General features: G+C 73.7%; 16 protein-coding genes and 1 pseudogene. 7 read left to right on the top strand and 10 right to left on the bottom strand.

All coding sequences use genetic code 11. The features are described 5' to 3' along the window. Positions 1-409 precede the first annotated feature (409 nt). From AQI88_RS08905 to AQI88_RS08895, 3 genes are all read right to left on the bottom strand, one after another. A complete protein-coding gene (locus AQI88_RS08905; protein ID WP_107118506.1) occupies positions 410-3,148 on the bottom strand; it encodes a SpoIIE family protein phosphatase in 2,739 nt (912 codons plus the stop codon). Positions 3,149-3,231: 83 nt separating this feature from the next. Then, positions 3,232-5,745: a SpoIIE family protein phosphatase gene (locus AQI88_RS08900; protein ID WP_066994631.1), complete on the bottom strand. Its 2,514-nt coding sequence runs from the start codon at positions 5,743-5,745 to the stop codon at positions 3,232-3,234. A 309-nt stretch (positions 5,746-6,054) separates the two neighbouring features. Then, positions 6,055-6,864 (bottom strand): hypothetical protein, encoded by an 810-nt coding sequence (locus AQI88_RS08895; protein ID WP_159050322.1) that lies wholly within the window; start codon positions 6,862-6,864, stop codon positions 6,055-6,057. 7 nt (positions 6,865-6,871) lie between these two features. Here AQI88_RS08895 and AQI88_RS08890 point away from each other — a divergent pair, with 7 nt between their 5' ends. Further along, entirely contained in the window at positions 6,872-8,038 is a 1,167-nt protein-coding gene (locus tag AQI88_RS08890) for a C8orf34 family protein (protein ID WP_066994625.1), read from the top strand. On the opposite strand, the gene AQI88_RS08885 is transcribed toward AQI88_RS08890, so the two are convergent. From AQI88_RS08885 to AQI88_RS08875, 3 genes are all read right to left on the bottom strand, one after another. Continuing rightward, a complete protein-coding gene (locus tag AQI88_RS08885; RefSeq protein ID WP_066994622.1) occupies positions 7,996-8,691 on the bottom strand; it encodes a 2-phosphosulfolactate phosphatase in 696 nt (231 codons plus the stop codon). The two genes, AQI88_RS08890 and AQI88_RS08885, sit on opposite strands and share 43 nt — an antisense overlap. Positions 8,692-8,731: 40 nt before the next feature. Then, positions 8,732-9,019 carry a DUF1232 domain-containing protein gene (locus tag AQI88_RS08880; protein WP_066994620.1) on the bottom strand — a complete coding sequence of 96 codons (288 nt, stop codon included), beginning with the start codon at positions 9,017-9,019 and terminating at the stop codon, positions 8,732-8,734. Positions 9,020-9,124: 105 nt separating this feature from the next. Next, the gene (locus AQI88_RS08875; protein ID WP_066994616.1) at positions 9,125-10,315 is read right to left on the bottom strand and encodes a hypothetical protein; all 1,191 of its coding nucleotides are present in this window, start codon (positions 10,313-10,315) and stop codon (positions 9,125-9,127) included. Positions 10,316-10,716: 401 nt separating this feature from the next. On the opposite strand from AQI88_RS08875, the gene AQI88_RS08870 reads away from it, so the two are divergent. Continuing rightward, positions 10,717-11,094: a PadR family transcriptional regulator gene (locus AQI88_RS08870; RefSeq protein ID WP_066994613.1), complete on the top strand. Its 378-nt coding sequence runs from the start codon at positions 10,717-10,719 to the stop codon at positions 11,092-11,094. Next, the gene (locus AQI88_RS08865; protein WP_066994610.1) at positions 11,091-12,107 is read left to right on the top strand and encodes a hypothetical protein; all 1,017 of its coding nucleotides are present in this window, start codon (positions 11,091-11,093) and stop codon (positions 12,105-12,107) included. The genes AQI88_RS08870 and AQI88_RS08865 overlap by 4 nt, the downstream gene beginning before the upstream one ends. A gap of 16 nt (positions 12,108-12,123) precedes the next feature. Here the strand turns inward: AQI88_RS08865 and AQI88_RS08860 are convergent, their stop codons facing one another. Together AQI88_RS08860 and AQI88_RS08855 are read right to left on the bottom strand one after the other, a co-directional pair. Further along, positions 12,124-13,089 (bottom strand): DUF1152 domain-containing protein, encoded by a 966-nt coding sequence (locus AQI88_RS08860; protein WP_066994607.1) that lies wholly within the window; start codon positions 13,087-13,089, stop codon positions 12,124-12,126. 108 nt (positions 13,090-13,197) lie between these two features. Continuing rightward, entirely contained in the window at positions 13,198-14,562 is a 1,365-nt protein-coding gene (locus AQI88_RS08855) for an FAD-dependent oxidoreductase (RefSeq protein ID WP_066994604.1), read from the bottom strand. A gap of 246 nt (positions 14,563-14,808) precedes the next feature. Here AQI88_RS08855 and AQI88_RS08850 point away from each other — a divergent pair, with 246 nt between their 5' ends. Continuing rightward, positions 14,809-15,870, top strand: a complete 1,062-nt coding sequence (locus AQI88_RS08850) for an NAD-dependent epimerase/dehydratase family protein (RefSeq protein WP_066994595.1) — start codon at positions 14,809-14,811, stop codon at positions 15,868-15,870. Positions 15,871-15,895: 25 nt separating this feature from the next. On the opposite strand, the pseudogene AQI88_RS47560 reads toward AQI88_RS08850, so the two are convergent. Further along, a pseudogene (locus AQI88_RS47560) lies at positions 15,896-16,255 on the bottom strand (C40 family peptidase); the annotation flags it as partial. Positions 16,256-18,240: 1,985 nt separating this feature from the next. Here AQI88_RS47560 and AQI88_RS08840 point away from each other — a divergent pair. Beyond that, positions 18,241-20,220, top strand: a complete 1,980-nt coding sequence (locus AQI88_RS08840; RefSeq protein WP_066995056.1) for a DUF1996 domain-containing protein — start codon at positions 18,241-18,243, stop codon at positions 20,218-20,220. A gap of 47 nt (positions 20,221-20,267) precedes the next feature. Here the strand turns inward: AQI88_RS08840 and AQI88_RS08835 are convergent, their stop codons facing one another. Further along, positions 20,268-20,960: a lipoprotein gene (locus AQI88_RS08835; protein WP_066994592.1), complete on the bottom strand. Its 693-nt coding sequence runs from the start codon at positions 20,958-20,960 to the stop codon at positions 20,268-20,270. Between the two features lie 176 nt (positions 20,961-21,136). Here AQI88_RS08835 and AQI88_RS08830 point away from each other — a divergent pair, with 176 nt between their 5' ends. Together AQI88_RS08830 and AQI88_RS45855 are read left to right on the top strand one after the other, a co-directional pair. Next, positions 21,137-21,595, top strand: coding sequence for a flavodoxin family protein (locus AQI88_RS08830; RefSeq protein WP_066994585.1), 459 nt, complete (start codon positions 21,137-21,139; stop codon positions 21,593-21,595). A 134-nt stretch (positions 21,596-21,729) separates the two neighbouring features. Beyond that, positions 21,730-23,628, top strand: a complete 1,899-nt coding sequence (locus AQI88_RS45855) for a hypothetical protein (protein ID WP_159050321.1) — start codon at positions 21,730-21,732, stop codon at positions 23,626-23,628. Positions 23,629-23,650: the final 22 nt, after the last annotated feature.

The raw sequence follows: 23,650 nt of genomic DNA, 5'->3' as shown, positions 1-23,650 counted from the left end.
CCGACCGCACCACCGACCGGGGGCTCCGCCCCCAGACCCCCGGCCTTCGCCCACCCACCACCCGACTCGGTGGGCCGAGGGGTGGGGGTGTGCGGGTCGGTGGGTCGAGGTGGGTGTTTGGCTCGGTGGGCCGGGAGGTGCTGGTGTTCGGGTCGGTGGCCGGGAGGAGGGGGTGTGCGGGTCGGTGGGTCGAGGGTGGGGGCGTTCGGCTTGGTAGGCTGAGAGGTACCCGCATCCGGCTCCGGGGCTGTCGCTCAGGCGAACCGGGAACTCGGGCGGGCCCGGTGGAATCCGGACGGGTGCGCTCGCCGCTCAGCCACCTGCCCCTCACGGCCGTGGCGAACGTCTCGTCATGCCGGAGAGCGTCACCCGCGGCCCGAGGCGTCCTCGACGCATGTGCGGGCTGATCTCAGGGCAGTGGCTGCTCCGCCCAGATGATCTTGCCGTTGTGGGTGTAGCGGGTGCCCCAGCGGTCCGCGAGCTGCGCGACCAGGAACAGGCCCCGGCCGCCCTCGTCGGTGCTCGCCGCGTACCGCAGGTGCGGGGAGGTCGTACTGCGGTCGGAGACCTCGCAGATCAGCGTCCGGACGCGCAGCAGCCGTACGCCGATCGGGCCGCGCCCGTAGCGGATGGCGTTGGTGACCAGCTCGCTCAGTATCAGCTCCGTCGTGAACGACAGCTCCTCCAGGCCCCAGTCGGCCAACTGCCGGGTGACCGAGGCCCGTACCTCCGAGACGGCCGCCGGATCGGACGGCACCTGCCACTCGGCGACCCGGTCGCCGCCGAGGACCCGGGTGCGGGCCACGATCAGCGCGACATCGTCGCTGGGCCGGGCCGGGAGGCGGTCCAGCACGGTCCGGCAGGTGTCCTCCGGCGAGGCGCCCGGCGCCCGGCCCAGGGCGTCGCGCAGCAGCTCCAGACCGACGTCGATGTCCCGGTCCCGGTCCTCGACCAGACCGTCGGTGTAGAGCACCAGCCGGCTGCCCTCCGCCAGCTCCAGGTCCGCCGTCTCGAACGGCAGTCCGCCGAGGCCCAGCGGGGGACCGGCCGGCACGTCCGGGAACTCCACCGTGCCGTCCGGGTGCACGAGCGCGGGCGGCGGATGGCCGGCCCGGGCGATGGTGCAGCGCCGGGAGACCGGGTCGTACACCGCGTACAGGCAGGTCGCCCCGGTGACCGCGGCGGCCCCGTCGGCCGGGGTCTCGTCCTGGTCGATCCGGCCCACCAACTCGTCCAGCAGGGAGAGGAGTTCGTCGGGCGGCAGGTCCAGCGCCGAGAAGTTGTGCACCGCCGTGCGCAGCCGGCCCATCGTCGCCGCCGCGTGCAGCCCGTGACCCACGACGTCCCCCACCACCATGGCCACCCGGGCACCGGACAGCGGCAGCACGTCGAACCAGTCGCCGCCCACCCCGGCCTGCGCCGGCAGATAGCGGTAGGCGATCTCCAGGGCGCCCTGCTCCGGCAGGCTGCGCGGCAGCAGGCTGCGCTGAAGGGTGACCGCCATGCTGTGCTCGCGGGTGTAGCGGCGGGCGTTGTCGATGGACACGGCGGCCCGCGCGACCAGCTCCTCGGCGAGGGCCAGCTCCTCGCTGTCGAAGGGCTGCGGCTTCTCCGAACGCCAGAAGTTCGCCAGACCGAGGACCAGACTGCCCGCCCGCAGTGGCACGGTGATCAGGGAGTGGATGCCGCAGGCCACCACCTGCTCGGTGCGCTCCGGGTCCTGGGCGAGCCAGCCGGGCGCCTCGCGCAGCACGGGCTCGACGACGGACTGCCCGGTCGTCAGGGACCGGGCCTGCGGCGAGGTCGCCACGAACCGGATCCGCTCGCCCACCGGGTACAGCGGGACGTCCTTGCGGATGCCGCTGAACGCCGCCCGGCGCAGCGCGGTCCCGGGCTTCGGCTCCTCCCCGTTCAGCACCGCGTCGAAGAGGTCCACGGTGGCGAAGTCCGCGAACCGGGGCACGGACAGCTCGGCCAGCTCCTCGGCGGTGCGGCTCACGTCCAGGCTGGTGCCGATGCCCACCCCGGCGTCGTACAGCATGTTCAGCCGCTCGCGCGCCACCTCCGCACGGCCCGACAGGGCGCGCAGCTCCGTGGAGTCGCGTAGCGTGGTGACGCTGCCGGCCGGGCCGCCGCGCAGGTCGGTGGGGCGCTGGTTGACAGCCAGCAGCCGCTCCTTGACCAGGTGCACCTCGTCCGTCGCGACCCGCCCGGAGGCGAGCAGCCCGGCCGTCTCGTCGTCAAGACCCAGTTCCAGCACGTGCCGCTGCTCGGCATCCTCGGGCAGGTTCAGCAGGCGGTGCGCCTCGTCGTTGGCGAGCAGCAGCCGGCCGTCGCCGCCGACGATGAGCACGCCCTCGCGCACCGCGTGCAGCACCGCGTCGTGGTGCTCGTACATCCGGGTCATCTCGTACGGGCCGAGGCCGTGCGTCTGCCGCAGCAGCCGTCTGCTCACCAGGGCCGTGCCCGCCGTGGCCAGCGCGAGCGCCGCCGCTGCCGCCGCGAGCAGCAGCGGCAGTTGCTGGTCGGCGGCGCCGCCCACGTGCGCGGTGGTGATCCCGGCCGACACCAGGCCCACCACCTTGCCGCCGGCGTCCTTCACCGGCACCACGACCTGCACCAGCTCGCCGATCGTCCCGTGGATCTCCTCGACCACGGTGCCCCCGGCCACGGCCGGCGCAATGGTCCCGACGAACTTCTTGCCGATGCGGTCCGGTCTGGGGTGGGTGTAGCGGATGCCGTCGGTGTTCATCACGACGACGAAGTCCACGCCGGACGCCTTGCGGGCGGCCTCGGCCTTCGGCTGCAGGAGCGCCGTCGGATGCGGGGTGCGCAGCGCGGCCGCGGTGCCGGGCGCGTTGGCGAACGTCTGGGCGACGGCGAGGGAGCGGTTACGGGCCTCCGTGTTGCTGTCGTGCTGCACCTGGAGCACCTGTGCCACCACGGCCGACACGACCAGCAGCAGCACGATCACCACTTGCAGGACGAACACCTGCCCGGCGACGCTGCGTCCGGTCACCGCCGAGCGCAGCACACCCGGCCGGCCGCCGTCCGTGCCGGTCTCCTCCTGCCGTGGGCCCTGCGGTGCGCGCGGGTGCCCGAGCGGACGGGGCGGCCGAGTCGCGGGCCGGGCGGGCATTCGGACCATGAGCCCATGTCTACACTGCCCGGCCCCGTCAGGCGAGACCGTCGTCCGAGGTGACGGCCGTCGGGCCCGGCGGAGCGCCCCGGTCACCGGCGATGCGCGGGAGCCGGGCGGCGGGTGGCGAGCAGCAGCGCCACGTCGTCGGGGCGGTCGGTGGCATGCCGGGCGGTGGAGGTCAGCCGGTCCGCCACCCCGGCCAGCGACCGCGCGCCGCGCCGTCCGGCCGCCGCACCGGCCTTCGCCAGCGCCAGACGCAGCGCGGAGATTCCGTCGTCGATGTCGGCGCCGGGCCGCTCCACCAGGCCGTCCGTGTACAGGGCGAGGATCGCCTCCGGCTCCAGCCGCAGCTCGGCCACCGGGTACTGGGCCTGAGGATCCACGCCGAGGACGACACCGCCCGGGAGGTCCAGCACCCGGGTCCGGCCGTCGGGGCAGCGCAGCAGCGGCGGTGGATGCCCCGCCCGGGCCGCCCGGGCCTGTCCGGTCGCCGGGTCGAGACGGAGGTAGCAGCAGCTGGCGAACTGGCCCGGGTCCAGGTCGATGAGCAGGTGGTTCGTCCCGCTCATCACCTCGTCGGGCGGCCGGTCGCCGAGCGCGAAGGCGCGAACGGCGCTGCGCAGCTGGCCCATGGTGGCCGCCGCCTGCACTCCGTGGCCCTGCACATCGCCGATGACCAGCGCGAGCCCGTCCCCGGCCTCGACGACGTCGTACCAGTCCCCGCCCACGTCCATGCCCTGGGTGCCCGGCAGATAGCGGCCTGCCGTCTCCACCTGCGGGTGCGCCGAAAGGCGCCGGGGCAGCAGGGCCTGCTGGAGGCCCCGGGCGAGCGCGGCCTCGGTGTCGTAGCGCTGCGCCTTCTCCATCGCGTGCGCGATCAGTCCGGCGAGCGCGGTGAGGACCGTACGCTCCTCCGTGCTGAAGCTGCGCGGCCGGTCGAAGCCGAGGATGCAGGAGCCGACCGGCCGGCCGGAGGAGATCAGCGGCAGGAAGGCGCGGGCGCCCTCCTCGGCGTCCAGGGGGATGCCCGGGTAGGTGGCGTCCAGCTGCTGCATCGACTCGAAGAAGAGCGGACGGCCGGTGGTGAGGGTCTCCACGCCGGGCAGGTGCGCGTCGAGGCCGACCCCTTCGAAGGGAGCGAGGAAGCCCTGCGGGAAGCCGGTCTCCCAGGCCAGGTACAGGTGCCGGTCCTGGAGCAGGTAGATGGCCAGGCGGCGGCCGCCGAACGCGGGCAGCAGCTCCTGCACGACGACCGCCGACACCTGCCGCGCGGTCACCGCGTCCGTCAGCGCGATGGCGAGGGCGATGGGCCGGTACAGCGGCGTCATCGACGGGTCGCCGGTCACAGCCTCCTCGGGGGCGTGCAGCCCGGGACCGGCACGAGCCGGCTCCATGGGGGCGTCCATGCGGCTGGCCGGGGCGAGCGTGCAGGTCAGGATGTCGGGGCCGGGGTGGACCGACAGGGCGAGCCAGTCGCCCGCACCGGGTTCGGCGGCCGGGTGCCGGACGTGGAAGTGCACCGGCTCGGCCGACAGCAGCGCGCCGCGCAGATGGTCGTCGTACGGCGGTCCGGTCAGCCACGGCATGGCCTCCCCCAGGGGACGGCCGAGCAGCCACGCCCGGTCCCGGCCCGCCATCCGGGCCGCGGCCGCGTTGACGTACACGATGAGGCCGAGCCGGTCCACGCAGAACACGCCCTGCGGCAGCAGATCCGCCGCGCCGTCCGCCGCCGCGGCCGGCCCCGGGTCGTGGACGACTCCGTCGACCAGGGGTGCGCCGCCCGCCTCGGGCCCCGGCCCCGGCCACAGGTCGAGCAGCCGCGGAAAGCCGTCGCCCGACCGCAGATGCAGCGGACCGGGCGGCGGTTTCCCGGCGCCGGTCTCGCGCAGCGCGGCCAGGATCCGGTGCGCGTCGGACGGGGACACGGCGTCCGCGAGCGCCGGGCCGGTCCCCGCGAACTCGTCCGGCTTGAGGCCGAGCAGCGCGTACAGCCGGTTGTCGGCGTGTACCGCCGAGGTCGCCGGGTCCCAGGTGAACCGGCCCATGCGGGCCTCGCGCGGCTGGGTGACGGGCGGCCGCACGCACAGCGGCTCCCCGTCCCAGGCCACCGCCGCCTCGTCCCCGTCGGCGAGGCCGAGCAGCTCGGCCCCCAGCCCCTCGGCGAGCCGGGCGAGCAGCTCGCGGTCCACCAGCTCGTCCGTCGTGTCCGACGCCGACGGCCACAGCACCGTGAGCACGCCCAGGGGCTCGGATCCGCCCGGCACGGGCACATGCACCGACCCGAACGGGAAGGGCAGGCCCGCCGCGAACTGCGGATACCGGCGCACCGTCTCCGTGGCGTTCGGCAGTAGTACCTGGACGCCGAGACGGTAGGCGTCGGCCACCGGGAAGGGGCGGCCGACGTGCAGCCGCCACCAGGGCCGGAACAGCGGGCCGGGCAGTCCCACGAGGACCGCGAGGCGCAGCAGCCCCGGGGTGCTGGAACGCAGGTACACGCCCGACACGTGGCCCTGGGCCGCGCCGAGTGCGCCGGTCGAGGTCTCGACCAGCAGCGCGGCCAGCCGGGACCGTGTCCGGACCGCCCGCTCCCCGCTCCCAGCCATGGGCCCTACCTCGTCCCGTGTACCGCCGGGTGGATGACACAGCAAGAATGCGCCACCTCGGTGGCGGATCGCACCTGGGCGGGACGAAGACAGCGGCGCCGCGGCCACGGCCGCAGGGGCCGGACACGTCTGCACCGACCGCGCCGCCGCCACCTGCGGCTCACACCGGTGCCTCACCCGGCTTGCGGAGCCCCGGGCGCGCTCCTGTTAATGGACTGCGTAACGGCGCGCGCCGCACGCGGGGGCGCTGGTGCGGCCGCACCCTTCCCCTGGAGCCGAGATGACCACCCGCCCTTCGTCCCCTGGTCCTTACGACGACTCCGCCATACCGCACGTACCGCCCGCACTCGGCGACGCCGTCGTGCCGCCGGTATCGTCCGCGTCTGGGGACGGCGTCGTGCCGCTGGTACCGTCCGTGGCCGGGGACTCCGCGATGCCGTTGGTACCGTCCGCACTCGGCGACTGCGTCGTGCCGCCGACACTGTCCGCGTCTTGGGACGGCGTCGTGCCGCCGATACCGCTCCCCTCCGGGGATGGCGTCGTGCCGCTGGTACCGTCCGCGCCCGGGGACTCCGTGATGCCGTTGGTACCGTCCGCGTCCGGCGACTGCGTCGTGCCGCCGGTGTCGTCCGCGTCCGGGGACTCCGCGATGCCGCTGGTACCGTCCGCGTCCGGCGACAGCGCCTTGCCGTCGGCACCGTCCGCACCCGGCGACTGCGTCGTGCCGCCGGTGCCGTCCGCGTCCGGCGACTGCGCCATGCCGCCGGTACCACTCACCTCCGGGGATTCCGGCATAGCGCTGGTACCGTCCGTGGCCGGGGACTCCGTGATGCCGCCGGTGCCGTCCGCGTCCGGGGACTCCGTGATGCCGCCGGTGCCGTCCGTGTCCGGCGACTGCGCCATGCCGCCGGTACCACTCACCTCCGGGGATTCCGGCATAGCGCTGGTACCGTCCGCGTCCGGGGACTCCGCGATGCCGCCGGTGCCGTCCGCGTCCGGCAACTCCGCCATGCCGTCGCTACCGCCCGCACCCGGCGACTCCGCCAAGCCGCCCGTACGTTCCGCGTGCGGGGACTCCGTCGTGTCGCCCGTGCCCTTCGTGTACGGCGACTTGGCCATGCCGCCCATGGCAGCCGCCCACGGCGGCTCCGCCGCACCGCCCGCACCGTCCGCCTGCGGCGTCGCCGCGCCGTCCCCCGGCAGCCGGGCCGCGCCGCCCCCGCAGGAGAGCCCCGAAGTCCCGCATGAGCGCGATCTCCGGCATGGTGATCCGCTGCACGACCTCGTCCACACGGCCGTCGCCGACCGTCCCTTGGAGGACGTCGTCCGGCTCATCGCCTTGCTCGAAGGTTCGCCCGAGCACACCCGGACCATGTCCGACGCGCTGCGTGCGGTCGGCGTGGGCCGGTCCGTCGAGGACGTCACCCGCCTGGTCGCCCTGCTCACCCGGCCGCCCCGGGACTCCGGCAGTGCCGACGAGGTGATCCGTGCCGCCGCCGAGGGCCGCTCCTTGGAGGACGTCGTCCAGCTCATGGAGCTGCTGCACCGCACATCCGTCGAGCCCCACTGCGCGCGTGCAGTCGTGGAGGCGGCGGCCGTCCACCGGCCCGTCGAGGAACTCGCCGAGCTGATCGCCCGTCTGGCCGCCGTCCGGACCGGCCGCGAGACGCGGCCGCCCGACATGGCGACGTCCGGCACGGCGTTGTCCGCCTCTCCGTCGCCCGACACGGCGCTGCCCGAGCCGACCGTTGCGGAGCCCGTCGGCCCACCGCCCTCGCCCACCGTTCCGCTACTGGACCTGGTCTGGCCGGAGACTCGCCAGAACGGCTGCCCGAGCCCCGAGGACGAGTCGTCCAAGGCTCCCCTGCGGGTCGCCCGCGTCGCCGCGCTGATGGTGTTCCTGTGCGGCGTGGCCCACGCACCGCGCTACTGGACCGGCCTGTCCCAGGCCGTGCTGGAGGAGACCCTGTTCTACTCGGGGCTCTGCGCCCTGCTGGCCCTGGCCCTGCTGGTGCGGGCCGCGCCGGTGCGGCTGCCGGCGGCGACCGCGGCCCTCGGCGTGACGGCGGCGCTCGCCGGGGGGCAGGTACTTGGCGGCCGCTTCGGTCTGCCGGACCCGGCCCGGCTGCGGGCCGCGGGCCTGGCCCCGCCATGGCTCGCCGGTACGGCGGCAGCGGCGGCCGCGCTCACGGCCCTGGCCGTGCTGCTCGTCGCCCTGACCACGGCGAACTTCCAGCGCGGCGACGGGCGTCAGGCCGCCGTCGCCGCGCGCACCGGGCGCAGCACCAGGTGACCGTCCGCGCGGGCGGCCGCCATGGCGAACGGGAAGGCGTCCGCCTCCAGGCACATCGCCACGTCCTCGGAGTGGACACCCGCCCAGCCCAGCCGTACCCCCTCGGCGAGCCGCGCGGCGGCGTCGGAGTGCCGGGCCCGCTCCAGGTAGGGCGCGGGATCGGTGCCGGCCGAGCCGACGCGGGCCGCGATGTACTCGGCGCAGGCGAGGTCCTCCTCGGCCTGCCCGCCGTCCCCGGTGACGACGAAGGTCACCGTGTCGGGCCGGGCGCGCCGCAGCGCCTCGGCGGTCGCCCCGGCCACCACGAAGCTCGCGCAGAGCAGCAGCCGCGCGTCCGCGACGGCCAGCGCCCCGGCCGTGCCGGCGGTGGTCTTCTGTACGACCGTGCGGCCCCGCACATCGAGCGAGCGGAGCCGGACGGGCGAATTGGCCAGGTCGAAGCCCGGCACCGGCGGTCCGTCCTGGAAGGCCAGCCAGCCCGGGTGACGGGCCTTCAGCTCCAGTGCTTCCTCCTGCGTGCCGGCGAAGACGATTTTCTCGGCGCCGCGTCGGAACGCCCAGGCGGCCACGGTGAACGCGCGCATCACATCGACGACCACGGCGACGTCGGGGGCCGTCGGCCGGCCCGGGATCCCGGTGAACGTAGGCTGCATCGCTCCATGGTGCGGCAATCGGGGCCCGCGCAGGGCCGGTTCAGGGTTCGGTGGTCCGGGACGGCAGCGGGCGGGCGGTGCGCAGACTGCGCAGGGCGAGGAGCAGGACGCCGATGTCGTCCAGGTAGACCGGGTCGGGCAGCAGGTCGGTGGGCAGCACCAGATACAGGACCGCGCCCCAGAACACCCAGCGCGGCCCCGTCGGCAGCCCGGCCCGGCGCAGGGCCGCGCGGGCGCGTACCAGCCGTACCAGCAGGCCGACGGCGACGGCGAGCAGCAGCGCCGCGACGGCGGCGGCGATCACCAGCACGGTCGTGGTGAGATCCATGCGGCCTCCTGTACCTCGTGGCTGCCGGGGCGGGCTCTTCTCTGCCCTCTTCCTTCCCTTCCCTGCCCCGGCCGCTGTACCGCCGAATCCCCCGTGCCGGGCGGGCTACGCCGGCCGGTCCTGCGTGCCGGTGGTGTCCGTGCCGTCGGTGCCGGGCGAGCCGTCCGGGCCGGGCGCCGGGCGCGCCCCTTTGGGGGTGAACCTCAGCCGTTCCAATGACCGCGTCAACTGCTGGAGCGCGGTGGGCGTCCGGGTGCCGGGCCGCTGCTGCTGGTGGGGCAGGGCGGGAGCGGGCGTGTCGCGGTAGGCGGCCAGCGCCTGGTGGGCCTGCTCGGAGGCCTCCCGGTACAGGTCCCGGGACTTCGTCATGGCCTCCAGCGCCTCGGCGTACATGGCGACCAGCTGCCGTTGACGCGCCAGATCCTCCTGAAGGGTCAGCAGGGTCCAGTTCTCACGCAGGTCCGCGAGCGCCTCCTCGACGCCCTTCGGCCGGGGCCGCGGCAGTGCGGTGAAGTGGCGCAGGGCCGTGATGATCCGGGTGGGTTCGGAGCCGTCCAGGAAGACGGTGCGCACGCTGTGCTCCCGGCCGTCGTAGCCGTCCGCCGCCGGGTCCGGGGGCAGCAGCACGGCGCCGCCGCGCGGTACCTCGACGCCGAGGTCCTTCAGTGCCCAGTTGACGGCGCGCAACTGCTGGGGCGCGGCCCGGTGTTCCACCACGCGGTGCCGCAGCCCCGGCGGCAGCAGGCCGGTCAGCGGCAGCCGGCCGCGCTCGTCCGGGGTCATCGCCTCGTGCACGACGAGGTTGACGCACCAGGCCTCGCGGGCCGCGTCCCGCAGCCGCCGGCGCATCTCCTTGTCGTCCTCGGGCAGCGCGTTGACCTGCCGGAAGCGCAGGCCGGCGACGGTGGGGTGGTGGTCCCAAGTGCCGTCGTCGCCCTCCGCGGGTCCGGCCTCGGGCCAGAACAGCGTCGCGGGCGAGGGCCAGGCGTCGTCCCACGGGCGCTCCGCCTCCGCGACGAGCGTCCATTCCTGCCCCTCCGGCCGGTCCTGCCGGGGTACGAGGGTGAGCCGGGCCCGCACGGTCACGGTGCCGTCGGCCCGCCAGCGCGCCTCGAAGACCCGGTGCCCGGTGTCCTCGGGGCCGGGCGGCTCGGCGAAGTCGTCGATGTCCCCGCTCTCCTTGTGCCGGCCCAGCGTGCGGCGGACGACGTCCTCGGCAGCGGGGCCGGTGTGGCGGCCGCGGGCCGCCCAGAGGGTCTGCGGGATGGTGGCGTGGTCGGCGGCGGAGTTCGACATGAGCCAATCTGCTGATGGAAGTGGGTGCGCCTTCCAAGTATCACCGCCGGGTGGCGGGACGCGTCGGCCGGGTCCCCCGGGTGGAGCAGCGCGGCGGGCGCGTACCCCGGCGCACGGTGACGGGATACGCCGTCGCCTGCGAGACGGGGGCCGACGCGCCCCGCACACGGGATGCGCGCCGGGCACCCGGGGCGCCTCCCGTGCGCATCAGGCGTCCGGTGTTCACACGTCCCCGGGCCCTGGCACGGCGCCCACAATGGTCCGGCGAACGGGGCCCGCCCGCCCATCCGCTCAGGGGCGGGCCCTGTTCGTCGTCGGCGGCTCGGCGTCCGCGTCGTGGCTCTCGCCCACTCGATATATATCGGAAGCCGAGATATTCTGGCTTCATGTCATCGAGGAACATGACCCGAGCGGCGTTCTTCGTCCTCACGGCACTCGCCGACCAGCCGCGGCACGGCTACGGCATCCTGCGCGAGGTCGAGGAACTGTCCGACGGGGAGGTGCAGTTGAGAGTCGGCACGCTCTACGGGGTGCTGGACCGGCTCACCGACGACGGACTGATCGTGCTGGACCGGGAGGAGGTGCAGCAGGGCCGCCTGCGGCGCTACTACCGGCTCACCGACGAGGGCGTGGCCGCGCTCGACGCGGAGGCGGAGCGGATGGCCGCCGGCGCCGGGGCCGCCAAGCGGCGCATCGCCGAGGGCCGCCGCGCCACCGCCCCGGCCGACACCGCCCCACGACCGCCCACGGCACCCGGACTCGCGGGAGGCTTCGCATGACCACGCTGCTGGAATCGCGCTACCGCGCCGTACTGCGCCTGCTCCCCGCCTACTACCGTCGCGAACGGGAGGAGGAGATGGTCGAGACGTACCTGTGGGACGTCGACCGCGACACGCAGGACCAGAGCCGCCCCACCCTCGGCGAGGTGGCGAGCATCGCCGCCCTCGCCGTGCGCAGCCGGCTGGGAGCGCCCGGGGCGCCGAGCCGTTACGTCCTCCTCGGCTCGGCCGTCCGGCTCTTCGCGCTGTTCGCCGTGCTGATCCAGGCGGCGGCCGCGGTCGTCGACCTGGTCCTCGAAGTGACCTGGGCCGTCAGCCACGGCGGCGCGGGGCGGCACCTGTTGCTGTCGCAGTTCACCGACCAGGGACTTCTCACCGCAGTGGTCACCGCCGCCCAGTGGATCCTGCCGCTGCTGTGGACGGCGGCCTACTTCGCCCTCCTCCACGACCGTCGCCGCCTCGCCCGGGCGTCCGCGCTGCTCGCCGCGCTGCCCAACCTCTGGCCGCTGCTCGGCCCGCTGGCGGGCGCGCTGGTGGCCCCGCACCCGGCGTTCGCCACCGCCTTCGGACTCCTGGCCTGGCTGCCGGCCCTCGCACTCTGCGCCGCCTACCACCGGGACGCACCCCCTGCCCGGCTGCCCGCGGGCTCACCCGGGCTGGTCTTCATGACCTGTTGTGTGGTGACCGGCGCTTCCGTCGTGGTGCTGCCCGCCGCCGCCGACCTGGCCTGGGCGCCGGCGAGCTGCTTCGTCGTGGGCGCGCTCGGCTGGCTGCTGTGGCAGGCCCGGCGCAGCGACGCCGTGACGCCGGGCGGCGCGCTCGCCCTGGCCGCCCTCGGCCTGCTGATCCTGGCGGTGCGGGTCGCGGCCCTCTACCCCTGGCTGCACGTGCCCGGGGCCGCCCTGTACGTCGGCGGCGGTCTCGTCCAGACGGCCGCGCTCGCCCTGGTGACCGTGGTGCTGGCGGTGGTCGGACGCCGGGACCTCACCACGGCCGAGCCGGGCCTGTCGTGAGCAGCCCGCCCCGGGCTCAGTGCGGGAAGGCCCGGGGCGGCCGCTGACGGGGCAGCTCATCACGGAACCCGGCGATGACCGAGCTGATCTGCCGCATCAGGACCGTGCCCTCCAGCCGGTCGAGGTAGAGGCCGGCGCGGGCCAGAGCGGGCAGGTCCACACAGAAATAGAGGGCCATCAGCGGGTTGACGAACAGCTCGCTGTTCCGGGTGCGTTCGGTGAACCGGACGTCGCCGAAGTCGCCGCGCACGGCCGCCGCGACGGACCCGTGGACGATGCTGGGGTGAGTGGCGTGGCACTGCTGGGCGTGGGCCACCGCGTCGAGGTAGAGCGCGCCCTCGCGGCTCTCGCGGGGCAGCGAGAACGCGCCCAGATAGGCGCCCTCGCGGTCCAGGGCCGCCAGATTCTCCAGGAACAGGGAGTGGTTGACGCCGTGATAGGCGTCCACCCCGAAGCCCAGACAGGCCACCAGCCGGTGCGGCACCTTGTCGAGCCCGGCGACGGCGGCCAGGCTCGCCATGTCCTCCTCCGGCGTGCCGAGCCCGTTCTCGTCCCCGCGCATGAGGATGTCGGTCCCGCCGTCCACCAGCACGACGGCGTCCACACCGCCCAGGTGCGCGAGGAGCGCCCGGTAGGCGGCGCGCAGCGGTTCAACACCCGTACGGGGAAAGGCGTACACGGTGTCGGGCAGCCCCTGTGCCGCGAGCCACTGGGCGAGCGAGCGCTCGGGGAAGTAGTCGCCGCGCAGCGGGGTGTCCGGGCGGACGGCGGCGACGTCCGCCTCCACCCATGAGTCCAGATCCAGGCCGTACAGGTCGGAGAAGGACAGGTTGGCCAGGTGGACCTCCGCACCGGCCGACCGCAGCGCGAGCGCGAGGGGCAGTCCTGCGTAGACGTCGAAACCGCCGCCCGCACCGGCGACGAGCACGCGGCGCGCCCCGCGCAGGCGGGTGAAGAAGGGAGGCTCGCTCAGGGAGAACACTGCAGGACCCTAACAGGACGGCTGTTCGCGCGGGTTCGAGCGGACCGGACCGTGCGAAGGGGCCGACACCGGGGTGCCGGCCCCTCACGGGCATGCGGAGCAGCGGGCTTACGCGCCGCTCTCCCGCAGCATGTCCTCGCGCTCGACGATCTTCACGCGCTCGCGGCCCTGCGGCTCGCCCAGCGCCCGCTCGGCGGCGTCCAGCTTGTGCCAGCCCTCCCAGGTGGTGTAGCGGACGCCCCGCTCGGCGAGGAAGGAGTCCACGGCCTCCGGTGCGGGGGAGGCCGGGGTGTGCAGACGGCCGTTCGCGTGGTCGTCCAGCAGGTTGGCCACCGTCTCGTTGGCGTCGCCCTTGGTGTGGCCGATCAGGCCGACGGGACCGCGCCGGATCCAGCCCGTGACGTACGTCGACCGGAGGTGGTCGCCGCCCTCCTCGATGACCCGGCCGCCCTCGTCCGGCACCGTGCCGGACTCGATGTCCCACGGCAGCTTGGGCAGCTTCTCGGAGAGGTAGCCGACGGCGCGGTAGACGGCGGTGACGTCCCAGTCCTTGAACTCGCCCGTGCCCTTGACGTTGCCGGTGCCGTCGAGGGCGGTGCGCTCGGTGCGCAGGCCGACGACCTTGCCGTCCTCGCCGAGGATCTCCGTGGGCGACTCGAAGAAGTGCAGGAACAGCTTGTGCGGCCGGTTGCCGACGTCCCGGATCGCCCAGTTCTCGAGGGTCTTGGCGACCATGTCGGCCTGCTTGTTGCCGCGCCGGGTCTCGATCGAGCCCTCGTCGTAGTCGATGTCCTCCGGGTCGACGATGACCTCGATGTTGGGGGAGTGGTCCAGCTCGCGCAGCTCCATCGGGCTGAACTTGGCCTGCGCGGGGCCGCGGCGGCCGAAGACGTGGATCTCCACGGCCTTGTTCGCCTTCAGGCCGTCGTAGACGTTCGCCGGTATCTCGGTCGGCAGCAGCTCGTCCGCCGTCTTGGCGAGGATCCGGGCCACGTCGAGCGCCACGTTGCCCACACCGAGCACGGCGACCTTCTCCGCCTCCAGCGGCCAGGTACGCGGGACGTCCGGGTGGCCGTCGTACCAGGACACGAAGTCGGCGGCGCCGTACGAGCCGTCCAGGTCGATGCCGGGGACGGACAGCTCCCGGTCGGCCATCGCGCCGGTGGAGAAGATCACCGCGTCGTAGAAGGCGCGCAGGTCGTCCAGGCCGAGGTCGGTCGGGTAGTCGACGTTGCCGAACAGACGGATCTGCGGCTTGTCGAGCACCTGGTGCAGGGCCGTGATGATGCCCTTGATACGCGGGTGGTCGGGGGCGACGCCGTACCGGATCAGGCCGAACGGGGCGGGCATCCGCTCGAAGAGGTCGATGGACACGCCGGGGTCGGCGGCCACCTCGGACTTGAGCAGGGCGTCGGCGGCGTAGATCCCGGCGGGGCCGGCTCCGACGATGGCTACCCGCAGGGGGCGCGGCATGATCAGTTCCCTTCGAGCGTGAAAGAGGCGACTCGTCGGGAAGCCTAAACTAAGGCAGCCCTAAGTCAGTATGCGGGTCCGGTCTATGACGTCATAAGCCGGCCTTATGGCTTCTCCAAGGGTCCCTTTATGGGGGTGCCGGACCTGCTGCCGGTCGGTCGGCGCACCCTTCCCTTCGGCCCCGGGCATGGCCGACTCTGTCCTCGGTGTACCGATGGACGGCGGGCGGGCGAGGGGTGAGGGCGCGTGGGCGGACCCGGGGAGACGACCCTCGCGGTGACCGGCGGCAGCGGCTTCGTCGGCAGCCATCTCGTACGGCGGCTGCTGGAGCGAGGCTATCGCGTCCACGCCACCGTGCGCAGCGCCGCTGACGCGGCGAAGGTACGGCCGCTGTGGGAGATGCAGGAGGCGTTCCCGGGTCAACTCACACTGTTCGAGGCCGACTTGCTGAAGGACGGCTCGTTCGACGAGGCGTTCGGCGGCTGCGCGGTCGTCTTCCACGTGGCCTCGCCGTTCCTCATGCCGGAGCAGATCGGGGACGGCCGGCGGGACGTCGTGGACCCGGCCTTGCTCGGCACCCGCAACGTGCTGGCGGGCATCGAGCGGAACCCGCAGGTCCGGACCCTGGTGTTCACCTCCACCGTGGGCGCGGTCTTCGGCGACTACGCGGACGTCCTGAGCATGGAGGGCCAGGTGCTGTCCGAGCGGTACGTCAACACCACGAGCACGGTGGAGAACAACCCCTACCACTACGCCAAGACCGTCGCGGAACGCGCGGCCCGGGACGCGGAAGCGGCACAGGACCGCTGGCGCATGGTGTCCGTCAACCCCGGCCTGATCCTCGGTCCTTCCCTCACCCCGGCGTCCGAGTCGGGCAGCCTCTTCCTCCTCGACGAACTGTTCAAGGGCTGCTTCTGCTACGGCGCCCCCGACTTCAGCTTCACCACCGCGGACGTCCGGGACGTCGCCGAGGCGCATATCGCGGCCGCCGAGAACTCCGAGGCCAAGGGCCGGTACATCGTCGCGGCCGAGACGATGACGTCGTTCCACGAGATGGCACGCATCATCCGCACCCGCCACCCCTACGACCCGCGCCTGCCGCGCACCGCGCTCCCGCACTGGCCGGTACGCATCCTGGGCCCCGCCTTCGGCCTCACCCAGGACTACATCCGGGGGCACCTCGGCATCCGCTTCCGCGTCGACAACAGCCGCAGCATCCACGAACTGGGCCTCAGCTACCGCCCGGTGGAGGAGACCCTGCTGGACCACTACGCGAGCTGGCGCGCACGGCGACGCCGCCGGGGCTGAGAGGCCCCGGTTCCGGATCGGTCCGTCACGCCGGTCGTATCACCCGGTGGATCGCCGACTCCCCGGCGCCGTAGATCGACTCCTCGCGGATGTACGACCCCGGGCCCGGCGCATGGATCATCATGCCGTTGCCGATGTGCAGGCCCACGTGCCGGTCGTCGTCGAAGAAGAGGACCAGATCGCCGGGTTCGAGGGCGGCGAGGGTGACCGGCGTGCCGGCGAGCGCCTGCTGGTGCGCGGCGCGGGGCAGCGTGACCCCGGCCGCCTTCCATGCCCCCTGGGTGAGGCTGGAGCAGTCGTAGGAGTCGGGCCCGGTCGCACCCCACACGCACGGCTTGCCGACCTGTGCTCGCGCAAAGGTGATGGCCTTCGCGACCCGCACGGCGGTGGTGACAGGGGTGAAGGAGCCCGTGTCGGTGAGGGGGTCGGCGACGGGGCGGGCGAAGGAGCCTGTGTCCGTCATGGGGGCGGCTGTGGTGAGCGGGGCGGCCGGGCTCGGCACCGCCTGCATACCGGGTGCCGTCCACTGCGGTTGCTGCCACTGCCCGGTGCTGAGCTGATCCGGCTGTTGCAGGTCCGGCTGCCCCGGCTGCTGCGGGCTCAGTCGACCCGGCTGCTGAAGTTCCGGCTGCCATCCATACTCGGCGCTCGGCTGTCCCCACCACTCGGTGCTCGGCTGAACCGCCTGCCCTGTCCCGCCGTCCCAGGCGCCTTGTGCGGAGTAGGTCGCCTGGGCAGCCGTGAGGGGTGTGCCGAGCGAGGCGGTGTAGCGGGACAGCAGTTCCTGGGCTGTGGCCAGCTTTTGCCGGTTCTTCGTCTTGGAGTCCGCGGGGGACGGGCGCCGGGGTGCGGTGGGGGATGCGGGCAGTTCCCTGGGCTGCTGTGCAACGACTCCCTGGGCGGCGGGCAGCGTGGCGACGGGGAGCACGGCTGTCTCGGCCGGACCGCGGCCGGTCAGCCCCGGCACACCGAGTCCGAGGGAATCCGCCGTGCCAGGGGTGACGGGTCCGGCTGCGCTCTCGACAAAGGGTTCGGCCGCAACCAGGCCAGTTGCGCCTGCAACGCCGAGGGACTGCGCCGCGGCAGGACTGGTGAGTTGGGGTGTGCCTGTGCTGAGTGGCTCGGGCGTGCCGAGGCCGGTTGGGTCCGGCATGCCGGGGTTGAGGTATTCCGCCGCGGCAGGACTGGTGAGTTGGGGTGTGCCTGCGCCGGGCGGCTCGGGCGTGTTCAGGCCGGTTGTGTCCGGCATGCCGAGGTCGAGGTATTCCGCCGCGGCAGGACTGGTGAGTTGGGGTGTGCCTGTGCTGAGTGGCTCGGGCGTGCCGAAGCCGGTTGTGTCCGGCATGCCGCGGACGAGGTACTCCGCCGCGCCAGGCCCGGTCAGCTCGGGCGCGCCCCCGGTGAACGGCTCGGTCGTGCTGCGGCCGGGCAGCTCAGGCATGCCCCCGGTGGGCAGCTCTGCCATGCCCCGGCCGCTGAGGCCGGGCAACTTCGCTGTTGCGCCCGGGAGTTGGGGGGTGGATCCCGCCTCCAGGGCAGCCCGAGGGCGGCCGGTCAGGTCTGTGGCGGAGCCGGCCGTCAGCTCCGGCACCACGCGCTCGGCGGCCGGTCCCGCGGAGCCGGGGGCCAACTCGGGCAGACCCAGTTCCAGAGCCGCCCGGTCCCGGGAGCGGGCCGGGGCCGCGGGGCGGTCGGGCTGCCGGTCCTTGGGCAGTACGGCGGGGACGCTCGGCCCCCGCTTGGCACGCGCCGCGTCGAACCACTGCCGGGACACCTCGTCGAGGGCGGGATCCGGGCGCCGGCCGCCCCTCTTGGCCAGGGGGACGCCTCTGCCGCGTGCAGCCACCGACATGGCCCGGGTCGCGTTGTACTTCCCCGTCTCGCTCTCGGCCCGGTCGTAGAGGGAGTCGATCCGCTGCCGAACCTCGTCGCGGTTCTCCGGCGCCATGGAAGACGTACTCCTTCCTTGCCCCGCAGGGCAGTCGGGCCGATTCCCGGAGTCGGTCGAGCCCCGGCCCCGGACGCCACGGCGGATGCAAGCGCTGAGGGTCAGCCGGGCGGCCTGGCGGTCAACCTAACCAACTTGTGTCCCTCGTGTGAAGGTTGAAGTGCGGAATGTCCGATACGTATTTGTGATGTTCGCCGGGGTGTTCGAGGGGGAAGGCTGGGTGCCCTTCCGTCGTGACCACTGTTTTCTGTGAGATCCCTGAGAATCTGCGATTCGGTTGAACACAAGCGCGCCATCCTGCGTATCTGGCGGGGGAACTCCATGCCCGAACGACCGCTCCATGCAAGGGGACGACCTTGATACGCAACCGGCGCAGGCGCCCGACCGGCGCACGACGCGCGACCTTCGCAGCCGTCGCCCTGATGCTGGGCGGGGGCGGGCTCGTCGCCGCCAACGTCTACGCCTCGGCCAGCGAGGGAGGCTGGGGCGGGCAGCCCGGCCCCGAGGCGAGCGGGCACCTCACGTCCGCGGGCATGGCCACGGTCTACTGCCCGGACGTCGGCGCCCGGCTGACGTCCGTGCCGGACCAGGCCCGCGCGGAGGTCGACCGTGAACTCGCCCGGCTGGACCAGCAGATCACCGGCGCCTACCAGCAGCTCCAGCAGTCGGCACCGGACGTCCGGGAGAACCCCGGCGCCGCCGCCGGCCCGATCATGAACCCGCTGAAGGAGCAGCGCGCGGCGACGATCGAGCGGATCGCCGTCGCCATCGACCGGGTGGGGGACCGGCCGGAAGGACTGGAGTCCCTTGCCGCCTGCACCCTGCGCCCCGCACAGGAGGGCGCGGGCGGCTCCCCGGGCAACGGCGGCCAGGCCACCGCCACTGCGAGCGACGGCGCCCAACAGGGCGGCGGCCAGGGCCAGAACGGTGCCGGGCAGGCGGGCACGGGCCAGGGCGGCAACGGACCCGTCGCCTCCGACTACGCCGACATCACCTCCGTACAGCCCAACGTGCCGAACCCGCCCCAGCAGGCCGACGCCTCGCGCGGCACCTTCACCTCCGAGTGCGGTGTCAACGCGGGCGGCCTGTTCAACTCCGACAACGTGATCGTCGCCCCCGGCGTGTCCAACGGCGCCCACCACTTCCACGACTACATCGGCAACCAGTCCAACAACGCCTTCGCCAGCGACGACGACCTGGCCAATGCCAAGACCAGTTGCGTGGACCAGGGCGACAAGTCCACGTACTACTGGCCGGTGCTGCGGCTGCAGAACGGCAAGCAGGAACGGGACGCGGGCGCCCCGGGCGGCGGCACCGAGGGCAATGCGGGCCAGATCGTCACGGCCAAGCAGGTGACGCTGACCTTCGTGGGCAGCCCGCGCGGCAAGGTCACCGCGATGCCGCGTCTGCTGCGCATCATCACCGGCGACGCCAAGGCCTTCGTCAACGGTCCCGTCAACGCCAACGCCTCCTGGAGCTGCACCGGTTTCGAGGACCGGCAGCTGAAGGACAAGTACCCGCTGTGCCCGTCCGGCAGCGACGTGGTGCGCACCTTCCGCTTCCAGAGCTGCTGGGACGGCCGCAACATCGACAGCGCCAACCACCGCACCCACGTGACCTTCGCCGCCCCCGACGGCTCCTGCCCCGCGGGCTTCCAGGCGATCCCGCAGCTGGTGCAGCGCATCGTGTACGACGTCGCCGCGCCGAGCCTCCAGGACGGCGGGCGCACGGTGCCGCTGTTCGCGGTGGACTCCTTCCCGGAGCAGTTGCACAAGCCCGTCACCGACCACGGCGACTTCATCAACGTCTTCGACGAGGACCTGATGCGCGAGATGGTCGACTGCATCAACTCCGGCCGGACCTGCGGACCCCGCGGCGACGACTCCGGTGCCACCGCGGCCCCGAGCCCGAGCGACGACTCCGGTGCGACGGCCGCCCCGAGCCCGAGCGACGACTCCGGTGCGACGGCCGCCCCGGGCACCGGCGCAACCGCGGATCCCGGCGCGGGCGACACGGCCTCTCCGGCGCCCTCCGTCTCCAACCCGGTGGAGCAGCCGAGGACCGACGCGACGACCGCCCCCGCGAACACCACCAAGCACAGCAGGCCGGCCAGGCCCGCCCGGCACGGCAAGGCGACCGAGCCCGCCAAGGACGACCAGGCCACCCCCTCGTCCCATGCGGCCGACTCCAGCGGTGGCGAGGTCGGCCGACCCACGCAGTCCGCGCCGCCCCAGGCCGCCGGAGCGGGCCAGACCCCGCCGCCGGCCGCGCAGACCGAGCCCCAGGCGGTCCAGGGCGGGCTCGCGGAGACCGGGGCCCATCTGTGGCCCGCGGCCATCGGCACACTGCTGGCCCTGTCAGGCCTGGTCATGCTGGTGCGAGCCAAGCGCCTGCGCTACTGACACTCAGCACGGATACGACGGACCGAGCACCCGCCGGACGGCGTCCGTCACAGGACCCGCAGGGTCCGCTTGGCGAGTTCGTACGCGGGCAGCATCGCCTCGTGCTCCTTGGTGTCCAGCCCGCCGAGGTGCAGCACCACGGGACCGGCGGGCGTGGCGACGGCGAGGGCGCTCTCCTTCTTCGTCTCCTCCAGCAGCTTGCTGGTGTAGAGGTACTCCACCTCCACACCGGCAAGCCCGCCGCCCGTCGTGAAGGAGCGGTACTTCTCCTTGCTCACGTTGTCCTCGGCGGCGACGAACTGCCGCAGGACCGTGCGCGCGTCGGCGTCGCCCGGCTTGCCGGTCCACACGCGCAGGAAGCCGATGGCGCCGGCGGGCTTGGCGTCGATCTCGCAGGCGGTGGTGACCGGGCCCTGACGGAGGAAGGCGTCGGCGAGCGCCCCCGTCACGTCCCCGTCCGACCCGCCCGACGTCTTTGCCATCTCCTTCTCGGCGTCGACCGCCTTGGCCTTCCAGTGCCGGGCGATGTCGAAGCTGACGGGCAGTTGGCAGGCCGAACCGGCGGCGCCGATCGAGCCGCCGCTCGCCGCGGCCGTACTCTTCGCTGCCGCGTCCGAGGCCGACGGGCTCCCCGACGCCTTCGCCTCCGGGTCCGGCGACTGGGAGCAGCCTCCCAGCACGGCCGCCAGCATCACCGCCTGTACCACTCTGCCCCGCACGGACCCCACCCTGACCTGCACTGTTGTCTCCCCTCCGAGTCAGCGCGGCCACTGTAACCGAGGGCACCGACATCGCCGTACGCAATAAAGGGGTCAGCCCCCGTCGCGCCGGCAGTGCAGGAACAGGTGCGGCTCGGGCACGGCGTCGGGCCGGGCGCCGTTTGCGGGCGGCGGTACCGCAGGGCAGGGTTCGGGACGTGCCTACCTTGCTGATCGTGCATCACACCCCCTCGCCCCACTGCCAGACGCTGTTCGAGGCCATCGTCTCCGGCGCGACCACACCGGAGATCGAGGGCGTCCGCGTCGTGCGCCGGGCGGCCCTGTCCGCCACCGCCTCCGACGTCCTCGAAGCCGACGGCTATCTCCTCGGCACCCCGGCGAACCTCGGCTACATGTCCGGCGCCCTCAAGCATTTCTTCGACCAGATCTACTACCCCTGCCTGGACGAGACCCGGGGCCGGCCCTTCAGCTACTACGTGCACGGCGGCAACGACGTCACGGGCGCCGTCCGCGCCATCGAGGCCGTCACCACCGGCCTCGGCTGGCGCCGTACGGCCGAGGCGGTGACCGTCACCGGCGAACCCGGCAAGGCCGATGTGCAGGCCTGCTGGGAGCTGGGGGCGACGGTCGCGGCCGGGCTCATGGCCGACGCGTAAGGGGCGTCGCCGCCCGCCGTGCCTGCGGCCCGCCACCGGAGTGATCTTCGTGCGGTTGCCTCCGGTCACCGGCGTGGACCGAGCCATGGTCCGCCGACCGCTCTGTTAGTGATTGTCATATGCTTATAGGATATTTGGCCGTTCCTGGCAGCTCCGTCGGCGTTCCCGGACGACGCACCGCCGTTGTGCTTCCGCTGCTGGTCACGGCGGTCGGCGGCCTGGCCGGCACCGCAGCGGCCGACGGTGCAGGCGCGCACGGGCTCGCCTTGGAGGTCACAGTCAACACGCGGCCGGATACGGGCGCCACGCGCCCGGGCATCCGGATCGGACACGAGGTGGTGAAGAAGTACCGGCTCGTCAACCGCGCCGGAGCGGATCTGTACGACGTCCGGATCACCGACCTCGGTCTGCCGGGAGCCGTGTTCCGCTGCCCCGGGGGTCTCGACCATGTGCCGATACTGCGTGGCCTCTCCTCGGTGACCTGCACCGCCCGGGCCACCGCCCGGCCCGGCACCTGGATCGCCGACGTCGTGGCCGTCGGCCGGATCCCCTCCCTGGACATGGAGTCGCGCGCCGTCGCCGGCTCCGGGTACAGCGGTGTCGGCGGGCAGGTGGCCCTGTCGGAGACGGCCGAGACGTCCTCGACGGATCTCCGGGCGACCGTCGTCTACGACGTGACCAACACCGGCGACCGCACGGTGTACGACCTCCACCTCACCGATCCGGAGCTCGACCCGCCTTGGATCGACTGCCCGGCGGGCGGTGCCGTCGTACCGGAACTGGAGCCCGGCGGGTCCGCGCGCTGCGTGGCGGAGGTGGAGCGCCTGCCGGGTACCTACACCGGCGAGGGGTGGGTCGAGGGCACCGACCGCATCAGCACCCTCCTGCCGAACGGCTGCCTGGAACCGCCCCCGGTGCTGACCGCCCGGGCGACCGCCACCTTCACGCTGGCCGTACCCGCACCTCCGCCGCCGACCAATCCTGTTCCGCCCACCCCGGGCAACCCGCAGGAGCCCGCGCCCCCGCCTCCACCGGCCTCCGCCCCCGCAGCTCCCGCGCCCCCGGCACCGATTCCGCCCCTGCCGCCGCTCCCGGTCCTGCCCGTGCCGCCCGGAACCGTGTTCCCGCCCGCGCCACCGCTGCCACCGCCCGGCGGCACGGCTCCCGCACCGGCTGCGGCTGGGGCTGCCGGTACGGCGGCGGGGGCGGCCGCCGCAGCAGCAGCGGCTGCGGGCCCGGCGGCAGGCACCGCAACAACGCCCGGTGCAGGCACGGCAGCCGTACCGGGGGCCGCAGCCGGGGGATCCGGGGCAGCCGTCGGCACGGGCGCCGCAGCCGGGATCGGGACAACCGCCGGAGCCGGGGCGGGCACTGGGACAACGCCCGGCGCAGCCGCGGGCACCGGTGCGGCGGCAGGCACGGCAGCCGGCGCAGCCGCGGTCGCCGGGGCCGTGGCAACAGGCGGTCAGGGCGAGACCACCGGGGGCCAAGTGACGGCAGGTCAGGGGACGGGCGGCCAAGTGACCGGAGGCCCGGCCACCGGGGGCGAAGCCACCGAAGGTCAGACGACTGGCGGCCAGACGACCGGTGGTCAGACAACGGGTGGTCAGGCGACCGGAGGCCAGACGACTGGTGGTCAGACGACTGGTGGTCAGACAGCTGGAGGTCAGACAACGGGTGGTCAGACGAACGGTGGTCAGACAGCTGGAGGTCAGACAACGGGTGGTCAGACGAACGGTGGTCAGACAGCTGGAGGTCAGACAACGGGTGGTCAGACGAACGGTGGTCAGACAGCTGGAGGTCAGACAACGGGAGGTCAGACAACCGGAGGCCAACGCACCACCCCCGCCCTCCCCCCGGCCACCCGCCCCCGCACCCCGCCGAAGGCACAGCGTGCCCCCTCCATCCTCGCCCGCTTCGTCCGGCCGGGCGGTCGGCCGACGGGGCTCGGCCTGCTCACCGTGCTGTTCCTGCTGCTGATCCCCGCCGCCCTCGCCGCCGCCCTGCTCGGATCGCGGCGGATCGGGCCGTAGCCGTCGGCGCCCGCCATGGACC

This window comes from Streptomyces cellostaticus, from assembly GCF_001513965.1.
Taxonomy (GTDB): Bacteria; Actinomycetota; Actinomycetes; order Streptomycetales; family Streptomycetaceae; genus Streptomyces; species Streptomyces cellostaticus.
This window is presented reverse-complemented; position numbering and strand designations above follow the sequence as displayed.